This window comes from Desulfoluna sp. CLI2B, assembly GCF_056847375.1.
In genome coordinates, this window is the sequence record NZ_CP186557.1 from 1,342,419 (window position 1) to 1,361,527 (window position 19,109).

Consider the following 19,109-nt stretch of genomic DNA (forward strand, 5'->3'; position numbering starts at 1 on the left):
AACACGGTAATTTCAATGGAAAATTTTCGCTTTTTTTCAGCGCCCTGCAAACAGCGGGTATCCCCGCCAGGATATTTCACGAGTCGGGTGCTCCCTTTTGCATGAAATACCCGGGCCCGGAGGTTTTGCCGTGCTTATTTGTGCATGGCCGTCCGCGGCATGGAGCTGGACTTGATGTCCATGTAGATGTCCTTGATGCCTTTGATCTCCGTCAGAAGGGATCTGATCTCTTCCTTTGTCTTGTCGACCTTGGTCACCGGATCGGGCAGTTTGATAACCACGCTTCCTTCTCGGGTGGTCACCTCGGCGTTGTAATAGCGATTCACAAGGGAAGCCCGGACCGTAGCGGCCAGGGCCAGGTTTTCCAATCTGCTTTTTGTTTCGCCGGATTCACGGAAGTAGGCCAGGTCAGCGGTGTTGCGGATGATGGTGATGCAATCCTCCACGGAGACGTGCCGGAGGTTGATGCTCAAGTCGTAGAGTTCGGGGTCCCGGGTGTCGATTTTGTAGAGGTGATGGCTCCAGTTGCAGCGCTCTTTGTCATCCTTTGCGATCCGTTTCCGGGCGATCTCTTCGGTGACCTGTTCCCGGGCCATCTCGTCGGCGATGCGTGTCTGCATGTCCGAAAGGAGCCGTATCTTCAGGACGTGGGGAATGTCCTGAACAAAAAAATGTCCGGCCAATCCGTGGTAGACGACGTTTCCTTTTTTAAGGCGGTTGAGAAGGGCCGCCCTGATAAACGCAATGTAGCACTCCTTGCCGTGGGAGAACCGATCGTATACGGAAGGCCCGTCGTGGATTGCCCTGGCCAGCTTGATTTCCGGGACATTGAACTGTTCGGATGCCTCCAGGAGGATCTCCCGCGAGATGCAGTCATACCCCATGGCAGTGGCGATCTTTTCCGCAACAACGCTTCCTTTGCTGCAGAATGACCTGGATATTGTGATGATGGACATGGCACCTCCTTGCATGCGTGGTTAAGGCGAAACAGACTGGGCTGTTGCCTGTGGGGGGCACTGTGTTTTCGGGCTGGGGACCGGGGTGCAGGGCCCGGGGCACGGTTTCAGGAGAGGATGGTTTTATCCAGGGCGGCCCTTGCCTTTCGGATGTCCTGCAGAGAAGGGAAAAAATGGTCCAGTCTCGTGACACGGAGCATTTGGGCAACATGTGTATTGACACCACAAGTAAGACAGGTGTGGCCGGATGACGCAACGGTTTTTTTAACTTTGAGCAGAAGGATCAGGCCGGTGCTGTCCACAAAGTTGAGGTGGGTCAGATCCAGGATGAGGTGTCGGGAGGCGACGGCTTTGAGGAGCCTTTGGGTATCGAATTCCTGCATCTGAGCTGCGTCAAGGGCTCCGTAGAGCTGGAGTTCACGGCTTTTTTCCGAGGATGTCAGGGTATGGTAAAACGGGCGGTGCAGCACCGGAGCCTGCTGGGAGTTTTCGATCTCCTTAAGATCTTCCACCATGTGGTCGGAGAGCAGGGACGCCACCCGATTGAGCTTGAGGGTTTTCATCACCTGGGGCTGCACCCCGGCCATGTGAAATCCCGCGTACCGGGCAGAGCCTTTTTTCCAAAGGCCCAGAAGAAACCCCAAGCCCGATGAGTCGATGAACCGGACATTGCGGAAATCAAGGACCAGCCCGTTGCCGTGGGCCAGCCACTCCTCCTGTTGCTGCTTCAGCTCGGCCACCACCGATGCATCGAGTTCGTTTGGCAGGGGGACCACGTTGAGTTCATTTTTAAGGGGGATATCCTCCTGGGGCGCGAGGGGCTCGGGCGTGTCGTTTTTCGGGGTGCCAAACCGGAGCCTTTTCCACCGATCATGCACGATGATGGGCAGCACCATGACGGAGAACTTCACCAGCCCGACGATGTAGCGTTTCCAGAGGCGCGTGGGGTCCTGGATGAGGCGGTACACCCATTCAAGCCCGGCGTTCTGCATCCATATCGGGGCACGGGAGACGCTGCCGGTGATGAACTCGAAGGTGCCGCCGATGCCGATGGTGACGGCCGCCTTGAGGCGATGGCGATTGCGGTGGAACCATGCCTCCTGCTTGGGGTTTCCGAAGGCCACCAGCAAAATGTCCGGTTCGGCTTCATTGATGCGCTCGATAACCTCGGTGTCGTCTTCATCGGCCTCGGCCAGTTTCTCCCCTTCAATGTGGACAAAGGGGGAATCCACCCCGGCGATGAGCATGCCGGGGTTTTTCTTTTTCAGGCATTCGGCGGCCTTATTGGCCACGTCGCCCCGTCCTCCCAGAAAATAGAGGGAGAGCTTTTTGCCGGGAGCGGCAAGGGCGAGTTTGGGGACGAGGTCGGCTCCGGTGACCCTCTCCTTCAGCGGGTTGCCCAAAAGGCGGCTGGCCCAGACCAGGGGCATGCCGTCGGCGGTGACGAGGTCGGCGTTCTGGAGGATGCCCAGGAGCTCGGGGTGTCGGGGGGCGCTGGAAAACCAGCTGAGGGTGTTGACGAGGAAGTCGACGTTGACCGTGGCGACAAGTCTGGGTTTCCCGTCGCTGCGGTAGGCGGCAACCATGTCATGGATACGGTCGACAGTCTCCTCCATGGTGAGGTTGTCCAGGGGGATTCCTAAAATCAGGACGGTGTCGGTGGGTTGCATGGTGACCTTTGGCTGGTGAGTGGTGAACAGTGAATAGTGAATAGTTTATAGTTAATAGTGAGTGGTGAGTGGTGAGTGGTGAGTGGGGGTCAGCCGAGGGTGTTGTGCAGGGGGCGGCCCAGGAGGCGGCCCGCAAGGTAGCGGATGACCCCGGCAAACTGGGGGAAGACCACAAAGGCAGAATGGCCGGCATAGATAAGGGCCTGGGGCATGGAACAGCGGAACCTGCGGGCAATGCGGCCCAGCGTGTAGAAGGGCTTGGCGGCAATGAGCAGGGCCGCGGCAAGGCCCATGAGGGGATACCCGGTAAGGAGGCCTGCTGCGATGAGCGCCGGGGGAAGACCTCCCCGAACCGAGATCCGAAGGAGTTCCCGCAGCCAGAGGGGGTCGGAGCTGGAAGCAAAACTCAGCCGATCTCGGCGTAAGCGTGGCCGCTTCGATAGGCTCACCTAGAGGTATTGGCCGAAGGTGTTTATGTTGATCCATGGGGTACTCATGGGGGCCGCAAGCCGCAGGATTTCCCAGCCTGTTTTGCGAATTCGGCGACTCAGCTCGGGGTCCTCTCCGGCCACGAGCTCGTCATCAAACCCGCCGGTCTCCTCCAGGGCATATCGGTAGAGGAGTACCTCACCGCCGAAGTAGCGGCAGGGCCCCTCTTCGTAGCCCCACTCCATTTCGGTGAGGAGGTGGTACCTGTTGCGTTTCGGGTGGCGTTCCCGCCTGAAACCGCAGACACAAGGGGTCCGGTCCTTCAGGTGCGGCAGGGCCGCCCTAAACCAGCCCGGCTCCAGGGTGGTGTCCGCGTCCATGAACTGAATAAGGGGCGCAGACGACGCCCGCCACCCCGCGTTTCGCCCGCGACCCGGTGTGGGGTGGGGGTGGTCCAGGCGAATCACCTTGACGGTTTCAAAGGTTTCGGCCAGTTCCGGGCTCCCGTCGTCGGAGCCGCCGTCCACATAGATGATCTCAAGTTTTTCTGCGGGATAGTCGCAGGAGAGCACCGAGCGGATGCATCCGTCGATATACCGGGAGACGTTGATGCCGATAATCACCACGCCGATGCTGGGGAGGGGACGGGTCATGTGGTGCCTCCTTTTTTGATGACGCGGGCGGGGATTCCCACGGCGATGGCGTGGGAGGGAACATCTCGGATGACCACGGCATTGGCTCCGATCTCCACATGATCGCCGATGGTGATGGGGCCAAGAATCTTGGCTCCGGCACCGATGTCCACATGGTTTCCGATGGCCGGGGCTGCGGGCTCGTCGGTGCGTTGCAGTCCCACGGTCACCCCGTTGCGGATGACGCAATGGTCTCCGAAGGAGGCGAACCCGCTGACCACCACCCCGCCGAAATGGTCGATGCGGAACCCTTTTCCTACGTTGACCTCACAGGGCAGCTCAATGCCCGCCACCACCTGAACAGCCTTGAAGGCGATTTTGTAGAGCAGGGAGAAGGGCATCCTCAGCCAGCGGTTTCCGATGGTGTATCGCCACCTCCCGAATCGGTAGATGACCATGGCCCAGAATCCCTGGGATCCCCAGTCTCCCTTGTGGGCGGCAAGGTCCGCCCGGATGTTCTCAAACATGATATTCCGCCTGTGTCGGGTTGGTGTGGTTTCCCTTGACAGCTCCGGCTATCCCGCTATTTTCCCTATTCCCTATTCCCTATTCCCTATTCCCTATTCCCTATTCCCTATTCCCTATTCCCTATTCCCTTCCTTAGCCCTTAGCCTCTTTTTTATCCGGCAACCTCGCACAGAAATACCCGAACCCGTCGTCCAGGCTTTGTTTCAGGGCGTCCCTCTGCTGTTGAGGGATATACGGGTGCTGAAAATGGCGTCCCTCCATAAGGGGGCGGTGCGTTGCGGCCTCTCGGCTCTTGCGGGTGAACTCCTCCATGGTGCAGACAAACCGGGCCGGGCTGCCTGCGTAGACCGTGTCCGGCGGGATGTCCCGGCTCACCACGGAGCCTGCCCCCACGATGGCGTTGGGTCCGATGGTGGTGTTGCAGAGGATGGTGCTTCCGGCTCCGATGAAGCAATGGTCTTTTATGACGACCCGTCCCACCTTGATGAGGTCTCCGGCCCAGGCACTGGTGGCGTCGTGGGTGAGAATGGTGACGTTCAGGCTGATAACCACGTTGTCCCCGATCTCCACAAGGTAGGGCATGCGGCCGTCGATGTAGGACGGGTAGAGGATCACGGCGTCTTTGCCGATGCGCACCCCCTGGTGCCTCAGGTAGGCCGGGTAATATCCCTTATCGGCCAGAAGCCTCAACCTGCGCGTCATGTGCATGATTTTTTGGGTGAATTTCATGGGGCACATCCTTCTCATCTCGCGGTTGATGGGTCTGCCGTCAGATCTGATCTTCCGTCCACATCTCCGTGAGAAACCGGATACACCGGTTGCGACCCTCTTCCTTGGCCCGGTAGAGCGCCACATCTGCGTATTTGATGCAGCTCCACAGCGTGTCCGTGTCCTTGGGAAATTCGCTTGCGCCGAGGCTGATGGTTTTTTGAATGACACCATCCGGGAGCCTGAACTTGACCTGCTGGACCTTCAACCGGATTTTTTCCGCGATGTCGATGCTCTCGCCGTCGTTGATGTCGAGGAGGACCACCAGGAACTCCTCGCCGCCAAAACGGATGACGATATCCGAGTCCCGGACACTTTGAGCAATGGTCTTGGCGGTCTCCTGCAGGACGAGGTCCCCTGCATGATGGCCGTAGGTATCGTTGACCTGCTTGAAGTAATCGAGATCGCACATGATCAGCCCGATGTTTTTTCCCCGCCTCAGGACGCCCGCCACGATTTTCTCCGTGTATTCCTGAAGGTAGCGCCTGTTGTAAAGCCCGGTGAGGGGGTCGATGAGGGCCGCATCCTGAAGGGAATTCATCAGCCGTTTGGTTTCGATGACCGCGAGGGATTCGTTGATGTACTGTTCTGCCTTGAAGAGCTTTGTCTCCCTCTCTTTGCTCTCCTCACGGCCGGCAGGTTTCGGGAAGAGAAACTGCACCACGGCAACGGTGGCGCCGCCCACCACAATGGGAATGCAGTAGTGGTGCTCCTCTGGCAGGTGAATTGCCTGCATACGGCGGGAAAGTGGGAGGAGGTGATCAGGTGGCCGGTGCGCTTTGCCTTGCAGAGAGCATTGTCATCTAGGATCAGCTGGCTGCACACCATCTCTTCCTGATCAAAGGGGCCGGGGTAGGTCAGCTCCAGCTTGCTCTTTGAGCTGACGACCTGGAAGATAAAGCATCGGGGGATGCCGATGGTCTGCGTGAAAAGATCGCCGAGCCTCTGGTAAACCTCCTCCAGGGAGTCGTCTTCTTCAATGACGTTTTTAAAGACCGCCAGGCTGTTGATGGCGTCCATGAGGCTGTTGAACTCTGTGGAGAGCAGGCCGATTTCATCGATGGAGGTGATGGCGATGCGCTTGGTGAGACCGGCCCGCCCCTTGCCTCCGGCAATGTCCTGAAGCCCTGAGATGACTTTTTTTAAGGGCCGGGTGATACCGGTTCCGATGAAAACGGCAAGGGTGATGGTGAGCGTGGCGAACAGGGCGACACTGGTCAGCAGGAAGAGGCGCAGCTGGTTGATGTCTTCGTAGACGTCATCGATGTAGATGCCGCTGCCGAGGATCCAGCCCCAGGGTTCGTAGAGCCGGACATAGGAGAGCTTGGGAACCGGTTTTTCTTTTCCTGCCTTGGCCCACATGTAGTCCACGTATCCGGCACCGTGTGCTTTGCTGACCTTAAGGAAGTCCTGAAAGAGGAGGTTGCCCTTGGAATCTTTCCGGTCGTTGAGGTTTTTTCCCTCAAGCTCCGGCATGATGGGGTGCATGACCATGGTGGAGTCCACGTCATTGATCCAGAAATAACTGTTTTCACTGAATCGCAGGGGCCTGAGGCGGCGGGCGAACTGCTTTTTTGCCTCCGCTTTGCTGATTTTTCCGTCTCTGATGAGGTCGGCGTACTCCTGGAACATGCCGAAGGTGGTATCCACGACGTTTTTGAGCCCCTCTTTTTTTTCAGCGAGCATTTTCCTTTCCGCAAGGGGCATGAAATACCCCAGGATGACCAGGATCAGCAGGGCGACGCTGATGATGGAGATGGCCATGATTTTGCTGAGAATCTGCCATTCGCTGAATTTTACGATGCGCATTGGGCTTATTGCCATGTCGGTGGATGTGGTGACTCGTTTATCAGAGATCATGGACCGGCCCGAAATGATGGATGACCCGGTGCCACGGGGGTGCTGAATCCCCTGCGGGCTGAATGACGACAAAGAGGGGCTCCGGCCCGGAAAGGCCGAAGGTAAGCCGTCTCAGGGTTGTCTGGAACCAGTACCGGACCACGGAGCTGTGGCGTGTGGCCCCGTTGGTGAACCAGTAAAGGACCCGTCGTTTTTTTCCGTCCCTTGCAAGGGTGAGCAGGCATGATTCCCCCCCTTCCATGGGGATGGGGCTGCGGTGCGCCACCTCCCAGCCCATGCCCCGGAAACAGTAGGTGGGGTCGTGGACCGCGTGACGGTACCTGGAGCCGTCGATGGCCATGAGCACAAAGGGGAATCTACCGAAGTGATAAAGACGCTTGACCACATGGGCGTTGCCGAAGACCGACTGCTCTGTCTGGGTAAGGGGTATGTCCTTTCCTGCGTATCCGGATCCGTTGATGGGCAGATGGTCCAGGCGGGAGGGCTGTTTCCGGTGGGCGTGCTTAGCCGATGCCAGGCCAAAGAGCAGGGCGATGACAACGCTCAGGAGAAGGAGGATACGGGTCAGGTTGGACACGACGCAGTCTCCGATGGGGGGGCCGATGAAAGGAAAAAGAAACCGGTGCCTGCCGTTGCAAGGGCCAGTCGCATGGGCAGGATCATGAAAGGAAACAGATGGCTGCCCACCCATCCCAGAAGGGGCATCCAGCTGATGGCGGTGAGGAGCCAGGGGAGCTGCCGGGGGGTGAGGCCGGCCAGTCCTGCAAGGGCTGAGGCCAGTCCCAGGTGGTTGAGAAGGTTCAGGGAACCGAGTTCCCCGATGAAGGAGAGGAAAAGACCCATGGCAAGGAGGTGGGGCTGGCCCAGCAGTCGGCCCTGTTCCAGGTGGCGGCCTCGGAAGAGGATGGGGAGGATCCAGATAAACAGGGCCAGCCAGCCCAGGCGGTCATGGGGGCTTCGCTGCCAGGCGGCAAGCAGGTCCCGGGCGTGCCACAGGCAGTAGGCAAAGACCGCTGCCTCGGCGAGCCGGAGGCGAACAAGGAGGGCCCAGAGCCCTTTGTCCTTGGCGGCATCGGATGCGTCGGGGGCCTGGTTCATGGGGCGCCTTCCCCGGCAGGCAGGGGCGCATGGGTCGCTAGGAATCGAAACGTTCCAAAGCAGAGCAGGAACATAATCACGATGACCAGCCACCCGCCCAGGGTATGGAAGACGCCCATGGCGGTTTCCGGGTCGAAGGCCAGGGCTGTTCCGGTGATGGCGATGATGCGCAGGGTGTTGGCTGCCCAGGCCGCCACCACGAGCAGGGGGAGGGAGATCCAGTAGAGACGGGTTGCGCCCAGCTCCAGGTATGCCAGGGCAATGCCTGCAATGAGCATGGCCTGGAGGGTGTTGAGGCCGGAGCAGGCCGGGGCCACGTCCACGGGAAGGTTTTCCACGAGGAGCCTGGTTCCCTGGCGGAGGACATCCAGCTGCAGGAGGGTGAAGACCCCCTCGGTGGCTTCGGCGCCGCTCAGGCGGAACCACCACCCCACGGGGCGTCCGTCCAGCAGGAGCCAGGGAAAGGCCATGACGGGAAGGGGCATGAGTTTCATCACCCTGCGCCGGGCTGCCGGGTCAAGGCGGGGAGAGAGCCAGCTCCAGAGAAAGGCTGTCCAGCCCAGGGCGGGAAACAGGGCCACACCGGTGATGAGCCCAAGGGCAAAGAGGGCAATGCCCACAAGAAGAAAGGGACTCGACGGAGGCGACGGCTCCTCGGAAAGCTTCCAGGGCCTGCCCAGCCAGTAAAACAGGGGCAGGGCAGCAAGCACGGGCAGGGTGTCGGAGAGGGACTGGGCCCATCCTGTGTCCTGAAGCCAGATCAGGACAAAACAGAGGGCCAGGAGCGTGGGAATGACAGGACGGCTGCGACGTCGATTCATGGCGCTACCTCGTTGCTTTTTCCTTCGGCCTCCGCAATGGCGGCGAGGTTGGCCCGGAACTGCAGGCTGTCGGGGAACAGGGCGTTGAGCTCGGTGGTGAGGCGGCGCGCCTCATCCCAGCGTTTCTCTGCAAAGGCCTGCCTGGCCAGCCACACCTTGGCCTCGGCTGATTCTGTCATCACCTCGGTGTAGATGCGTGTGGCTTGTTCAGGGTCGTCTTTGGCAATGGCGATGCGTGCCAGGAGTTCCTGGCCGGTAAGGCTATCGGCCAGGCCCGGCTGGTCGGAGAGGGTCTGCTCGGCCGCCTCAATCTCTCCCCTGTCCAGGTGGACCATGGTTTTGAGCCAGGCCGCACGGAATCCTGCATCCGAAGGGCTTTTTGCCAATTCGGCCAGGCGTGTCATGGCGTCGTCGATTTGGTTTTCGGACAAGAGCAGCTCTCCGGTCAGCACGGTGAGGGCCGGGCTCTGGGGCTGCCTGGCGGCAAAGGCCAAGGCCTCTTCGGTGCTTCTGTTGTAACGGATGGCCTGGGTCAGGCCGTAGGCGACCCAGCCCGGAAAATCTTCGGGAATCTCAGGCATGCGGTGAAGGAGAAGGGCCGCCTCCAGCCAGCCACCGGCAAGGAAGATGGCGGAGAATGCCTCCGGACTTTTGATGAGGGCGGCCAGCTCCGGAGAGGGCTCGGCAGTGTCGGTGCCCAGTTGACGGAACAGGGGGTGGGAGCTGTCGGCGGACAGCGATCCCATGGGCTCCCTGGGGAAGGTACCCCATTTCCGAAATCGCAGGGCCGCCACCAGGGCTTCTTCTATTTCCGGGTTCCAGGAGCGGGTTTTAAAGGGGTTTCGTTCCAGCAGGAGCAGGGCCTGGTTCTCCTGGTCACGGGCAAGGTGGTCCACCACCCGCATCCAGAAGAGTTCCTGGCGGGTGGAGAGGAAGAGGTTGCGATCGGGGATCTGGAAAAAGGTATCGTTGCTCCACAGGCTTGTGGCAGGCAGGTTGCCGAACCAGACCAGAAGGGGGGTAAGACGCTCCTCCGGGTAGGTGGCCTGGGTCCAGTCCCGGTCCAGGGGGGTGGCCATGCGACTCCAGAACATGGCCTTGAGCCAGAGATACCCCGGAGCCGTCGGGGTCAGGCCCCCTTCCCAGGTGGCCAGGGCCAGGTTCGGGTTGCCCTGGCGTCGGTAGAATTCGGCCAGCTGGTCCCTGACCCGTGGGTTGTCCGGTTCGGCGAGGTGGGCCGCCACATATTCCACCCGCGCTTCGGCCGGTTTTCCGAGCTGCTCCAGAATCTGGGCGCGGAAGAGGCGGATGTCGCTGTTGTAAGGCGCCAGCAGGGAGGCCTCTTCCAGGTAGCCCCAGGCCTCTTCCAAATGGTCCGGGGCGCTGAGAAGGGCCAGGCGAATCAGCCGGACTGTCTCGGTGTCCACATCGGCGCGTTCCTCGTTCAGCAGGGCAAGGGCGGCGTCCCGCTTGCCTTCCACCAGAAGGGCGTCCACGTCCAGGGCAAGCCAGGCCCCGGCATTGGTTTCCCGGCCTTTCCAGCTCTGGCGCAGGGCATTGTAGGGCTCTTTGTTGCCTGTCTGGAGTAAGGCCCGGCAGACAAACAGGGCCGCCTCCTCATGGGGCAGGAAGAGGTGGGGGTGTCGGTCGTAGAGATGCAGGAGTCTCGGGACGTTGCGCATATCGAGGTGGGCCCTGATTTCCAGGGTGGCCTTGTGTTCCTGCAGGCTGTCGGAATCCTGGGGCAGGACGCGCCGCAGAAGGGCCAGTGCCTCCAGGGGCTTCTCTTCGGTGAGGAGGGCTTCGGCCCGTTTCAGGGTCTCCATGGCCCGCTTCTCTTGCGCGTGGCTGCGCCAGACAGCGCTGCCGAGGCCCACCAGGATGATCAGAAGGACAAGGACACCAACGACAGAGATCACTGTGTTTCTTTTTTTCATGACGCCTCCGTGTGAAAGGCTTTACGCAACAGGCAAAAGGTTGATGGGCGCCCGCCGTCCCTGGTCTCGCAAGAGGCCATGCTGACGGCGTGCATCGGGTTGTGGTCAGGCGGCCTGCTTTTTCCGGTGGACGGTGAAGGCAATGATCAGGAATGAGGCCAGGGTCAGGAGTGTGGCGGGCTCTGGAACGGAGGCCAGGGCCGCCACGTTGGCCGCTCCGATGTCCACGGCAAAAAGGAGGTCGTTGAAGTCCCGGTCCCCGCCGCCGTAAAGGTCTTCAAATCCCACGAGGAGGTATGGGCTGGAGGGCATGGCGTAGGCCACCACGTGGTCGATGCCGTCGGGGTTGGTGGAGATATCCGTGGAGTAGGTCATGGTGCCGCCCCTGGCGCCGTTGGCGATGAGGAAGAAATCAAGCTGGGTGTCGGCCTCAAGGGTTCCGATGTCCACGAAGTCCCCGGGGTACAGGGGGTACCAGCGGCTCCGTGATTGGGAATTTCCCGGGCCCGGGTCGTAGGAGGAGACGCGGCTGGTGGCGTCGGGGAAGATGAGCTGAGGGTCCCCGGAGCTGATGCCGCTCCCCTGGGTATTGAAGCCCAGGGTGTTTTTGTACCCCGCCCCTTCCCCCACAAAGTAGACACGGGCTTCGGATTCGGTGCAGAGCTTGAGCTTGGATGGGTCCAGAGCGATGCTCGTGGTGTCGTTGATGGAGACGTTTTCTCCCAGGTTGGTGTTGATCCATGAGTTCATGGAGGGCAGGACATCGCTCTGGAAGAGGGCGGATGACTCATCAGAGGCCGCCCGCATGACGGGGCCCGCAATCCACAAGGCAGGGCAAAGGACTGGATGGGTGACTCCTTGGCCGGGCTTGGGGTGGGCAGGGCCAGCAGGAGCAGGCCCAGGATGGCGTAACGTGTCGTATGGTTCATGATGGTATCCTTAAAAACGTGTGTTTATGGGTTGGGTCGGGTAACGCTCAGGGAACCCGGATGTTTGTTTACGGTTTGGATGAGGTTCTCAGGTGATTGAGGATCAGCTCCATGATGGCCGCTGCATCGGCTTTTTTCTGCGGCGACTCCCGTGTGGGAGAAAGGGTGTGTTTCAGGCGGATCAGTCCGTTCCAGAGGTATTCCACGGCCATGGCGGCCAAAAGACGCGTCCGGCCGTAGCATTTCTGGTAATACCTGCACTCGCTGGCGATGCGGATGGCAAGGCTCTGGCGCCCGTGGGTGGAGATGCGCCCGGGGGTCTTGAGGGTGCTCTGTCCCCCGATGTGGACCACCGAGGCGTGGGGGTAGAAGACGACGTCCCAGTAGGCCCTCTGGGCGGCCAGGCAGTAGTCGATCTCCTCAAAGTAGAGAAAGTAGCCGTCGTCCAGAAAGCCGATGGTCTCCATGGTTCGCCTGCGGATAAGGAAGAAGGCCCCCACCACCCAGCCCACTTTGCGGGGGGTGCTGTGGTCCCACCAGGTGTAGTCCACCTTGCCGAAAATGCGGGATGCGGGAGGCGTAGCGGCAAGCCCTGGAAATCTAGAAGAGTTGTTGATGGGGCCCGGCAGGCTCCGGGCCGAGGGCTGCAGGGTGCCGTCCGGGTTGGTGAGGCGGCATCCCAGGATTCCGGTGCGGGGGTTGGCGTCCATGTAGGCCATGGTTTTTTCAAGGACGCCGTCTTCGATGAAGGCATCGGAGTTGAGCAGCAGGATGTAGCGTCCCGAGGCCCTTTTCATGCCCGGGTTGTTGCCCCCTGCAAAGCCCACGTTGACGGGCAGCCGGATGAGGGTGACCTCCGGGAATTCGGCCTCGATCATCTCCGGGGATCCATCGGTGGAGGCGTTGTCCACCACGATGACTTCGCGCCTGACCTCTCCGCCGTGGTCCCGCACGCAGGCCAGGCACTTCCGGGTCAGCTCACGGGTGTTGAAGGAGACGATGATGATGGACAGATCTGTTTTTTGTGCCATGGGTCACTCCAGGAGGTGGGCGTCGGTAAAGAGGTCGAGCCCCAGCAGGGTCTTGATGAGATAGAGCAGAAAAAAGCTTCCCGAAAGAACCACACACAACAGCAGGATCAGGATGGCGGCGGCTGTGAGGTTCCCCCTGAGCCGGCCCTGCTCGGGAGACGCCCCGGGGACCGGCTCGCGTCCCATGAGAATCCCCAGGAAAAAGACCTCGCCGAAGAGCCTCAACGGCAGGATGAGCCGGAAGATGAGCTCACGCTCGGCGGGTGGGGCCGTCCCGGAGGGCTGCCTGTCCGCTTCAGGAGGGATGGTTCGCATCGGCGGTCTCCTGCTGGCCCACGGGGTCCGTCGGTATGAGGCCGCTGGGCTCCGGCAGCACCTCCAGGCGCCTGCCCAGCTTGAGGCGCTCCAGCTGCCAGGCCCTTAAGGAGGCCTTGAAGCCGGGGTGGTTGTACTGACGGGTCCGTGTGACCCAGCCCTGGAGGTACCCGGCGATGATGAGAAGCCCGCCGATGACAAAGGGGCGTTCGATGACACGGTACAGCCCGGCAACGAGGATGTAGAGGGGGTGGGTGCCCATGAAGTACTGGCCCCAGCCCCAGCGCAGGCGGCCGTGGTAGATGCTCTTGTGGGACGATCCCATGATCCGGTGGTCGGTGATCCTCAGAATCGGGGTGTTGAAGCTGCGGGTGCGGTAGCCCTCCATGCGGCACCGGTGGAAGGTGATGCCGTCCCACATCACCTGGCGGGTAAACCCTCCGATGGCCTCGAAGCAGCTGCGGCTGAGGCACAGGACCCCGCCCAGGACGCTTTCGTCGGTGATGCGCTCTTCCACCATCCGGCCGTCCCCCAGATCAAGGAACAGCTTTCCGCTGGCAGCCCCCAGGTAGGGATCCTGGCGGAAACGGCTGAACAGGGTCTCAAAATAAGTGCGGCCGACGGTTAGGTCCCCGTCCATCTTGCAGATGAAGTCGTAGGAGGTGGCGGCGATGGCCGCATACCCGTCGTAGAAGGCCTCCACGACCCCGGCACCCACTTTTCTCTCCCCGCGGTTGGATCGCCTGACGTACCGGATAAAGGGGTGGGTTTTGGCCGCTTCCCGGATGATATCGGCTGTGCTGTCCGTGGAGCCGTCGTCCACCAGGATGTATTCTGTTGGGGGAATGGTCTGGGACGCGACGCTGGCGATGGTGGCCGGAAGGTACGCTTCTTCGTCGCGCACCGGTGAGACCACGATGTAGCGGGGCGGGTTGCCGATGGGCCTTTTTTGGCGGGGTGGAAAGGGCCGTGGGAACGAGGCCCGCCGGATCAGACGTGCCAGGGCCGCCGTGTTTGCGCCCTGGTGGAACTCCGCCTCCACCTTGCCCCGGCCGTTTTCGGCAAGGCTCTTCCGCAGATCGGGGTGGGCCAGCAGGAGCTTGAGGGATTCAGCCAGGTCGTCCTCGTTGTCCGGTTCGCAGAGAAGGCCTGTGGTGCCGTCGTCGATGAGTTCCGGGATTCCTGAGATGGCCGTGGAGACCACCGGGACCCCGGAGGCCATGGCCTCCATGAGCACCACGGGGATGCCGTCCATGTCTCCCTGATCGTCCCGCCTGCAGGGGAGCACAAAGGCGTCGAGGCCGGTCAGCCAGCCCGGCACCTCTGTATGGGGCAGTGCCCCCTTGAAGGTGACCTCTGCGGAAAGGCCCAGGTCCAGCACCCGTTGCTGGAGAGCTTCCTTCATGGGGCCGTGGCCTGCCATCTCCAGGTGAAAGGCGATGCCCTGCCGCTTGAGGATGGCGCAGGCCTTGATGAGCTGGTGGAACCCTTTTTTTTCCACCATACGGCCGATGCTGCCCAAAAGGGGCGGCGTGGCCAGTTCCTTGGGGGGCCTGGCCTCAAAGAGAGAGGGATCCACCCCGCAGCGCATGACGTGGATGGCCTCTTCCGGTGCTCCTCGAGAGATGAGGTAGCGCAGGTTGAACTCGGAGATGGTGGCGGCAAAGGCGGCCCGACTGACCTTTTCCTTCAGCAGCCAGGCCCGTTCAAAAAGGTCGTTGGCGTGGGCCGTGAAGCTGAAGGGGACCCCGCCCATGATCGAAGCGTACATGGCCAGGTCCGTGGGGATGTGGGCAAAGTGGGTGTGCAGGTGCTCACATCGGTTGGCATCGAGGATGTCGGCCAGGTGAGAGGCCCTTGCCCAGCGGTAACAGAGCCCGGCCGCGGTGCGTGAGAAGGGCCCCACCCGCACCAGGTCCCGTACCAGGATGTTGATGGATTTGGCGTACCTCACGGGTCGGGTTGCCACCCGCTTGAGGTGGGACCAGAAGAGGGAAAACCCTGATTGATCGTAAAGGTAGCAGGTGACGCGGCCCAGTCGTTCCGCCTCACGGCCGGTGGCCGGGGACGTGGGGCGGTGCACCGAGATGGGCAACACGGAAAACCCCTGGGTCTCCATCTCCAGAAGTTCTCCGGTAACAAAGGTGGCCGACAGGGCAGGAATTTCCGGGGCCAAGTATGCGATTTTGTCTTTCATGGGGACCCTTTTTGCCTTTCCCGGAGCACGGTGGCCGGAGCCCCGGCTGCCAGGGTGTGAGGGGGGATATCTTTGGTGACCACGCTGTTGGCGCCGATGATGGCGCCGTCGCCGATGGTGACTCCGGGCAGGATGCAGCACCCTCGGCCGATCCAGACGTCCCTGCCGATGGTGATGGGCGTTGCGGTGTGGGGTTGCAGGCGCATGGGGGTGCCCATCTCCGTGCCGTGGTTGGCATCGCGGATGGACGTAAACTCGCCGATGATGGTAAAGGTGCCGATGCGGACCTGGGCATAGCTGGCGAGGGTGGTACCCCGGTTGATGCGGACGTTGTCTTCCAGGATGATTTTTCCTGTCTCTTCGGTGGTGAACTCGCACTCCCTGCCGATGCGGCACCCTTTGCCCAGGGCGATACGTCCGGTACCGATGACGCGGACGGGCCCGTCGCATTGAGTGGAGGGGTCGGTGCCGGGAAGACGAGCCATGAACCGGGCCGTGTAGAGGTGGCGGGGCAGGGCGAGGCTTGCCGGAGACACGAAGCGGATGAGTCGGCTGAGCACACCCAGGGAGATGTTTCTGAGATGTTGCTTTATGGGGGACTCCATAGTCGGCTCCACAACGGGATCATGGGTTTCGGGGGCGTGATGTCAGCCAGCTTGGCTTTTTCTTCCGGGGTCAACAGGCGGTGGCGCGTCAGAAGCAGCAACAGCACGGCCAGGAGCAGGTGGACACAGCCGAAGAGGGCCAGGAAAAATAGGCCGGACCACCGGGAGAAGGCCCCGGAAGCCCAGATATTTTGGCAGAGAAGCAGGCCGGGCAGTCCCGCTGCAAAGATGACCAGCACCGGGGGCACGGTCTGGCCGATGAAGGTTTTCCAGGGGATTTCAAACAACCGGTTGGCCACGAACAAAAAGTAGATGGAGCCTGTGGCCTGGGCCAGGGTGTAGGACCAGGCCGCGCCTTCCAGGCCCGCCAGGTGGATGAACACCGGGGTGAGGGCAAGGAGCATGGTGGCGGAGATGGCCATGTACCGGATCTCGTAGCCGGGGAGCCCCATGCCCCGGACGCAGGCGGTGCCGGAGCCGGTGAAGAGGTTGATGAGGGTCCCCAGGGCCAGGATCTGCATCACCCGCGCCGGGTCGTCATACCCCGGTCCCACCCACACCTCGATGATCTGGGGGGCGAAAAAGATGAGAAAGGCGTAGGGCAGGGCCGAAAGCAGCATGATGTAACGGGTGGCCCGCAGGTACATGCCCCGGAGCTTTCTGTGGAGCCCGCTCCCCTCCAGATGGGAGGCCGCGGGCATGAGGGTCCCGGCCACGGCCGACGGGAGCATCATGCCGATGTTGGGAAGCTTTCGCCCGATCTCGTAGAGGCCCGCAGGGCCCAGGTGGAGCATCCGCGTGATAAAGATGCGGTCCACCGAATTGATGAGAAGGGGGAAAGAGTTACAAAGGCTCATCTTGCCGCCGAAATTGCCGAAGGCCTTGAGGGCTTCGAGGCGGAGGTGCCGAAATCGCACAGAGAGAAAAGGAAACACCCGGTGGGCGAAGAAAATGGTGGAAAGGATGATGAGCCCGAAGCGGATACCATAGGCCCAGAGCAGGGAAAAGACCCCCATGCCCAGGCGGAAAAAGAGGAGCAGGAGAATGAGCTCCACCACTGAGGCGACCAGGTGGATTTTCCGGACCAGGGCAATCCTCTGTTCGCCCTCCAGCACGCACTGGTACCCGGCCAGGCTGAAGTTGAGGACGAAGATGGCGGCGGTTCCCACAAAGAGCCGGTGGGCCGTGCGGCTGAGCTCCGGGTTAATGCCGAGGACTGGGATGAGGAAGGGCAGCCCGGGCAGAAAGAGGAGAAACAGGAGGAGCCCCACCCCCAGCATGGAGACGATGCCCGTGGAGAGGAGCTGGTTGACCTTGTGGTCTTCCCCCCGGGACCGATAATCGGCGGCATACCGGATGTAGGTGTTGTTGAAGCCGAAGGCGGTTAAGGCCAGGTAGGAGAGCACCACAAAGCAGTAGGCCCAGAGCCCGTACTCCTCAATGGTGATGTAGGAGAGAATAAGCGGTGTCAGGACAAGGCGGCTCCCCAGGTACCAGACGTTGTAGATGATGGTGAACAACGAGTTCCGGGAGACGGTCCTGGCGATGTTTTCTTTGTCGTTCATGGCTTGGGTAGGATCCTTGAGATTTCTGTTGCCATGGTGTGTCCCCAGACCTCCCAGTTGAGGCGTTCTTCATAGCGCCGCCTGCTTTCTGTGTTCAGGCGCATGTAGGTGGAAGGGTCCAGGGCCGTCTCCCGGATCAGGCGGGAAAAATCGGCCCCGCCGGCCGCCGGGGGCAGGAGGTGCCCGTTGACCCCGTTTTCCACGATGGTGCCCACGCCCCCGACATCCGTGGCATAGACGGGCAATCCGTAGGCGGCGGCCTCGCAGAAGACCACACCATTCGGCCCGGGGGGGTGGGCAAAAGCAAGAGGTGGGAACGGCTCAGCACCTCCTCGAAGCGGGCCCTTTGCTCCGGGATGTTTTTGTTGAGGTACGGGATCACGGTCATGCGTTCGTGGCGGAAGGGGGCCGGGGGCACGGTGCCGCAGACCGTGAGCCGGGCGTCCACGCCGTGTTCGAGGAGGTCCAGCAGGGTATGAAAGGCGATCTCCCCTCCTTTTCGTTCCCACTCCTTGGCCAGAAAGAGAAGCTCCAGGCGGTCTTTGATGTGCCTGCCGAGGCAGGCTTCCCTTACGGGCGAGGTGTCCAGGTTGGCGCCGAAGGGGATGACCCGCACCTTGTCCGGGTCCGCGGCGTAGGAGTGCATGGCCGACCGTGCGGCCCAGTGGGACGGATAGACCAGCAGGTCGGCCCGGTCGATGACAGCCTGTTCAAACCGGTGTTCCGTGACCGCGGCTTTCCCCATGGACGAAAAAATGGGGTAGACCTCCTGCATGAGGGCAAAGGTGGCATCGGAGATGTAGACCAGAGGAATGTCGCTTTCAATGTGGGCCGCTTCCACGCTGGCCGCAGGGGCCAGGAGCAGGTCGAACTCTTCCCGGTCCAGGCGCCGGTCGATGCGCCTGCCGAAGTATTGGGACGCCTTGACGGTGCGCTCCGGGTAAGTGCGGAGGCCGGTGACGTGGCGGCGGATGGTGGCCAGCCGTTTTTTGAGGCGCTGATGGGGCACGGCCAGGGGGCCGAGCCAGGTCAGGGAATGAGCAAGGGGCTCCAGGGCCTTGACGATGAAGTAGGTGGAGCCGGACCAGGTGCGTCGATCCCGGGGGTCTCCGGGGCTGACCACGGCGATGCGGAGCTGGGCTGGGGCCTGGGGCACGTCCTGGCCTGGCTGCGAGGAATGGGTCATTGGTGCGCCTCGTCATCGGTGAAGAAATGGGCCACGCGGGCTTTGCGGAGTGCGGCTTCACGGTGCGGGTCATAGATGTGGGGGCCTTCTCCGGCAAGGAGGGAAGACCAGGGCAGGGACTCGGTGGCCGCGTGGATCCGGTCCCGATAGTCTTGCGTGGTGCAGATGCGGCGGGCAGGGTTCCCCGCCCAGACCTCCCCGTCGGGGATGTCCCGGGTGATAACGGAGCCCGCCCCGACAATGACGTCGCTGCCCACGGTGATGCCGGGAAGCACGGTGGTGCGGTTGCCGAGAAACACGTGGTCCCCGATGGTGATGGGGGCCACACGGTCCAGGTGGGAGGCGTCCCGGGCGTTGAGCATGATCACCGAGGCGTCATGGCAGAGGAGCTGGCAGCCGTCGGTGATCCAGACGTTGTCGCCGATGGCGGTGAGGTAGCCGTCCGGCAGCCCTGCGTTTTTGGCGATGAAACAGCCTGATCCCTGGCGCCTCAGCGTCCCCTTCTCTTTGAGGTATCGGGCGTAGGGAAAGCCGCTTGGGATGAAAAAACGAAGGCGGATTCTTTCGATGAGGGTCTTCACG

The 19,109-nt window shown here is 61.6% G+C and carries 21 protein-coding genes; all 21 read right to left on the reverse strand.

All coding sequences use genetic code 11. The features are described from left to right. Nucleotides 1-134 precede the first annotated feature (134 nt). Nucleotides 135-956, reverse strand: a complete 822-nt coding sequence (locus ACOYW2_RS06545; protein WP_482769843.1) for a cytidylate kinase-like family protein — start codon at nt 954-956, stop codon at nt 135-137. 107 nt (nt 957-1,063) lie between these two features. After that, nucleotides 1,064-2,626: a WecB/TagA/CpsF family glycosyltransferase gene (locus ACOYW2_RS06550; protein ID WP_482769844.1), complete on the reverse strand. Its 1,563-nt coding sequence runs from the start codon at nt 2,624-2,626 to the stop codon at nt 1,064-1,066. Nucleotides 2,627-2,715: 89 nt separating this feature from the next. After that, nucleotides 2,716-3,075, reverse strand: coding sequence for a hypothetical protein (locus ACOYW2_RS06555; RefSeq protein ID WP_482769845.1), 360 nt, complete (start codon nt 3,073-3,075; stop codon nt 2,716-2,718). After that, complete coding sequence (locus ACOYW2_RS06560; RefSeq protein ID WP_482769846.1) at nt 3,076-3,708, reverse strand: glycosyltransferase family 2 protein; 633 nt, start codon at nt 3,706-3,708, stop codon at nt 3,076-3,078. Then, entirely contained in the window at nt 3,705-4,214 is a 510-nt protein-coding gene (locus tag ACOYW2_RS06565; protein ID WP_482769847.1) for a serine O-acetyltransferase, read from the reverse strand. Before ACOYW2_RS06565 ends, ACOYW2_RS06560 begins: the two co-directional genes overlap by 4 nt. Before the next feature lie 133 nt (nt 4,215-4,347). Next, nucleotides 4,348-4,944, reverse strand: a complete 597-nt coding sequence (locus tag ACOYW2_RS06570) for an acyltransferase (protein ID WP_482769848.1) — start codon at nt 4,942-4,944, stop codon at nt 4,348-4,350. A gap of 40 nt (nt 4,945-4,984) precedes the next feature. Beyond that, nucleotides 4,985-5,524: a GGDEF domain-containing protein gene (locus ACOYW2_RS06575; RefSeq protein WP_482422226.1), complete on the reverse strand. Its 540-nt coding sequence runs from the start codon at nt 5,522-5,524 to the stop codon at nt 4,985-4,987. Further along, nucleotides 5,524-6,843, reverse strand: a complete 1,320-nt coding sequence (locus ACOYW2_RS06580; protein WP_482769849.1) for a cache domain-containing protein — start codon at nt 6,841-6,843, stop codon at nt 5,524-5,526. Before ACOYW2_RS06580 ends, ACOYW2_RS06575 begins: the two co-directional genes overlap by 1 nt. Next, a complete protein-coding gene (locus ACOYW2_RS06585) occupies nt 6,833-7,420 on the reverse strand; it encodes an exosortase-associated EpsI family protein (protein WP_482769850.1) in 588 nt (195 codons plus the stop codon). Before ACOYW2_RS06585 ends, ACOYW2_RS06580 begins: the two co-directional genes overlap by 11 nt. Next, nucleotides 7,408-7,941 carry a hypothetical protein gene (locus ACOYW2_RS06590; RefSeq protein ID WP_482769851.1) on the reverse strand — a complete coding sequence of 178 codons (534 nt, stop codon included), beginning with the start codon at nt 7,939-7,941 and terminating at the stop codon, nt 7,408-7,410. Before ACOYW2_RS06590 ends, ACOYW2_RS06585 begins: the two co-directional genes overlap by 13 nt. Beyond that, on the reverse strand, nt 7,938-8,762 hold the full coding sequence (locus ACOYW2_RS06595) for an exosortase/archaeosortase family protein (protein ID WP_482769852.1): 825 nt from the start codon (nt 8,760-8,762) through the stop codon (nt 7,938-7,940). The genes ACOYW2_RS06590 and ACOYW2_RS06595 overlap by 4 nt, the downstream gene beginning before the upstream one ends. Then, a complete protein-coding gene (locus ACOYW2_RS06600) occupies nt 8,759-10,699 on the reverse strand; it encodes a tetratricopeptide repeat protein (protein ID WP_482769853.1) in 1,941 nt (646 codons plus the stop codon). The genes ACOYW2_RS06595 and ACOYW2_RS06600 overlap by 4 nt, the downstream gene beginning before the upstream one ends. 105 nt (nt 10,700-10,804) lie before the next feature. Beyond that, entirely contained in the window at nt 10,805-11,506 is a 702-nt protein-coding gene (locus tag ACOYW2_RS06605; RefSeq protein WP_482422232.1) for a DUF4114 domain-containing protein, read from the reverse strand. A gap of 190 nt (nt 11,507-11,696) precedes the next feature. Further along, on the reverse strand, nt 11,697-12,659 hold the full coding sequence (locus ACOYW2_RS06610; protein ID WP_482769854.1) for a glycosyltransferase family 2 protein: 963 nt from the start codon (nt 12,657-12,659) through the stop codon (nt 11,697-11,699). Between the two features lie 3 nt (nt 12,660-12,662). Further along, a complete protein-coding gene (locus tag ACOYW2_RS06615; protein WP_482416935.1) occupies nt 12,663-12,974 on the reverse strand; it encodes a hypothetical protein in 312 nt (103 codons plus the stop codon). Further along, entirely contained in the window at nt 12,955-15,171 is a 2,217-nt protein-coding gene (locus tag ACOYW2_RS06620; RefSeq protein WP_482769855.1) for a glycosyltransferase, read from the reverse strand. Before ACOYW2_RS06620 ends, ACOYW2_RS06615 begins: the two co-directional genes overlap by 20 nt. After that, nucleotides 15,168-15,776, reverse strand: coding sequence for an acyltransferase (locus ACOYW2_RS06625; protein WP_482769856.1), 609 nt, complete (start codon nt 15,774-15,776; stop codon nt 15,168-15,170). The genes ACOYW2_RS06620 and ACOYW2_RS06625 overlap by 4 nt, the downstream gene beginning before the upstream one ends. Then, nucleotides 15,761-17,341 carry a lipopolysaccharide biosynthesis protein gene (locus tag ACOYW2_RS06630; RefSeq protein ID WP_482769857.1) on the reverse strand — a complete coding sequence of 527 codons (1,581 nt, stop codon included), beginning with the start codon at nt 17,339-17,341 and terminating at the stop codon, nt 15,761-15,763. Before ACOYW2_RS06630 ends, ACOYW2_RS06625 begins: the two co-directional genes overlap by 16 nt. Then, complete coding sequence (locus ACOYW2_RS06635; protein ID WP_482769858.1) at nt 17,338-17,586, reverse strand: hypothetical protein; 249 nt, start codon at nt 17,584-17,586, stop codon at nt 17,338-17,340. The genes ACOYW2_RS06630 and ACOYW2_RS06635 overlap by 4 nt, the downstream gene beginning before the upstream one ends. Further along, the gene (locus ACOYW2_RS06640; RefSeq protein WP_482769859.1) at nt 17,478-18,527 is read right to left on the reverse strand and encodes a glycosyltransferase; all 1,050 of its coding nucleotides are present in this window, start codon (nt 18,525-18,527) and stop codon (nt 17,478-17,480) included. Before ACOYW2_RS06640 ends, ACOYW2_RS06635 begins: the two co-directional genes overlap by 109 nt. After that, on the reverse strand, nt 18,524-19,108 hold the full coding sequence (locus ACOYW2_RS06645) for an acyltransferase (RefSeq protein WP_482769860.1): 585 nt from the start codon (nt 19,106-19,108) through the stop codon (nt 18,524-18,526). Before ACOYW2_RS06645 ends, ACOYW2_RS06640 begins: the two co-directional genes overlap by 4 nt. Nucleotide 19,109 lies beyond the last annotated feature (1 nt).

Excerpts from the sequence above, each read along its gene's own strand:
- ACOYW2_RS06545 (WP_482769843.1), bottom strand. The coding sequence starts at position 956 with ATGTCCATCATCACAATATCCAGGTCATTCTGCAGCAAAGGAAGCGTT.
- ACOYW2_RS06550 (WP_482769844.1), bottom strand. The coding sequence starts at position 2,626 with ATGCAACCCACCGACACCGTCCTGATTTTAGGAATCCCCCTGGACAAC.
- ACOYW2_RS06560 (WP_482769846.1), bottom strand. The coding sequence starts at position 3,708 with ATGACCCGTCCCCTCCCCAGCATCGGCGTGGTGATTATCGGCATCAAC.
- ACOYW2_RS06565 (WP_482769847.1), bottom strand. The coding sequence starts at position 4,214 with ATGTTTGAGAACATCCGGGCGGACCTTGCCGCCCACAAGGGAGACTGG.
- ACOYW2_RS06570 (WP_482769848.1), bottom strand. The coding sequence starts at position 4,944 with ATGAAATTCACCCAAAAAATCATGCACATGACGCGCAGGTTGAGGCTT.
- ACOYW2_RS06575 (WP_482422226.1), bottom strand. The coding sequence starts at position 5,524 with ATGAATTCCCTTCAGGATGCGGCCCTCATCGACCCCCTCACCGGGCTT.
- ACOYW2_RS06580 (WP_482769849.1), bottom strand. The coding sequence starts at position 6,843 with ATGATCTCTGATAAACGAGTCACCACATCCACCGACATGGCAATAAGC.
- ACOYW2_RS06590 (WP_482769851.1), bottom strand. The coding sequence starts at position 7,941 with ATGAACCAGGCCCCCGACGCATCCGATGCCGCCAAGGACAAAGGGCTC.
- ACOYW2_RS06595 (WP_482769852.1), bottom strand. The coding sequence starts at position 8,762 with ATGAATCGACGTCGCAGCCGTCCTGTCATTCCCACGCTCCTGGCCCTC.
- ACOYW2_RS06600 (WP_482769853.1), bottom strand. The coding sequence starts at position 10,699 with ATGAAAAAAAGAAACACAGTGATCTCTGTCGTTGGTGTCCTTGTCCTT.
- ACOYW2_RS06605 (WP_482422232.1), bottom strand. The coding sequence starts at position 11,506 with ATGCGGGCGGCCTCTGATGAGTCATCCGCCCTCTTCCAGAGCGATGTC.
- ACOYW2_RS06610 (WP_482769854.1), bottom strand. The coding sequence starts at position 12,659 with ATGGCACAAAAAACAGATCTGTCCATCATCATCGTCTCCTTCAACACC.
- ACOYW2_RS06615 (WP_482416935.1), bottom strand. The coding sequence starts at position 12,974 with ATGCGAACCATCCCTCCTGAAGCGGACAGGCAGCCCTCCGGGACGGCC.
- ACOYW2_RS06620 (WP_482769855.1), bottom strand. The coding sequence starts at position 15,171 with ATGAAAGACAAAATCGCATACTTGGCCCCGGAAATTCCTGCCCTGTCG.
- ACOYW2_RS06625 (WP_482769856.1), bottom strand. The coding sequence starts at position 15,776 with ATGGAGTCCCCCATAAAGCAACATCTCAGAAACATCTCCCTGGGTGTG.
- ACOYW2_RS06630 (WP_482769857.1), bottom strand. The coding sequence starts at position 17,341 with ATGAACGACAAAGAAAACATCGCCAGGACCGTCTCCCGGAACTCGTTG.
- ACOYW2_RS06640 (WP_482769859.1), bottom strand. The coding sequence starts at position 18,527 with ATGACCCATTCCTCGCAGCCAGGCCAGGACGTGCCCCAGGCCCCAGCC.